The following is a 1,060-nucleotide window of genomic DNA, read 5'->3' as shown; positions in this document are numbered from 1 at the left end:
TTATTGCCTACGAACACATACAGGTTCACTCCGCCCCGTTCTTCAATCAGGTCCCTGGATGGCCACCTGCCGGTCACGGGATCATACCAACGGTAGCCGTAATACGTCACACCCATGGTTTGGCAGGTGTGATTCACGCTGTTCAAGTCACTTACCAACAATACGGGCCCATCGTGGAGCGATGGGCCCGGCCTCCAAGAGGGAGGCAAAGTGCGTCACAAGATGGAGAAGCTGATTAAAGCCAGATGCTGTCCCAAACTTGATTCAAAGAATTAGTGAATCCGTTAATCATGAACAAAGAAGTCATAAAGCTCCTGCTCGGAATTTTGTCGATTCTCCAAGGGCCACTCTATAGCGGCGACGCTGAAAGCGAGCTTTCTCCAGATAAACTTGGCGAAGACCGGGTTCGATCTGCCAGTCTAGGAAATTGTGCAGTTGTCTATTCTATGGCCGGACCATTCTGGGGAAAAACGAAAACTAAGAGAGTGCTGGGTGACGCCGAGGTGGAGGTTTGGCAGCTTGTGCACGAGAATGTCGGAATATTGCGGATCCGAGACGATCTAATCGTTAATGGGATGCGCTTTGCCGATGCGGCCCGCTCGTCCCTTGTAATTGTTCACGACCCCCAAGAGGGTTTGATTGAGCTTAATGATGAGTTGATGCGCGCGAGTCCCCGCGTGGCGATAGACAGCCCAAAGGGTGAGATGAATGCATCGTGGGAGGCAGGCGAGATTACTATACGCGGAACCCTTGCCGGGGAAGGATCGGAAAATCATTGCAAGACCGAGGGTGGCTTTAGGAGTGAGTTCGTCGCGGGCTCGGTCTCAGTTCGTATTGAGAACTGGCGATTATTTATTTGGGGTGTGGATCAAGGCGAAGTCAAGGCAGGAAAGATCGTGATCGATGAAGCTGATTCCTCCGTCACAACTAGTACAGGCAAGCGCCTGATTCAGCGGTAGGCCTTTGTATACTTCTCGGCATTAACTTTTCGGATTCTCGAACAGCTGGAAGTTCTCGGTAACCAGGCTTTGAAGGCATGCACGATTTTCGCCGCTGAGCG

General features: G+C 51.7%; 2 protein-coding genes. One reads left to right on the top strand and one right to left on the bottom strand.

Features of this window, described 5'->3' with window-relative positions; genetic code table 11:
• A partial coding sequence (locus tag ACG2LG_RS23930; RefSeq protein WP_396263397.1) for an RHS repeat-associated core domain-containing protein occupies positions 1 to 116 on the bottom strand: 116 nt, incomplete at its 3' end.
• Positions 117 to 290: 174 nt separating this feature from the next.
• On the opposite strand from ACG2LG_RS23930, the gene ACG2LG_RS23925 reads away from it, so the two are divergent.
• Positions 291 to 959 (top strand): hypothetical protein, encoded by a 669-nt coding sequence (locus tag ACG2LG_RS23925; protein WP_396263395.1) that lies wholly within the window; start codon positions 291 to 293, stop codon positions 957 to 959.
• The last annotated feature ends 101 nt before the right edge of the window (positions 960 to 1,060 follow it).

Origin of the sequence: Haloferula sp. A504, from assembly GCF_044385805.1 — a bacterium.
Lineage (GTDB): Bacteria > Verrucomicrobiota > Verrucomicrobiia > Verrucomicrobiales > Akkermansiaceae > Haloferula.
This window is presented reverse-complemented; position numbering and strand designations above follow the sequence as displayed.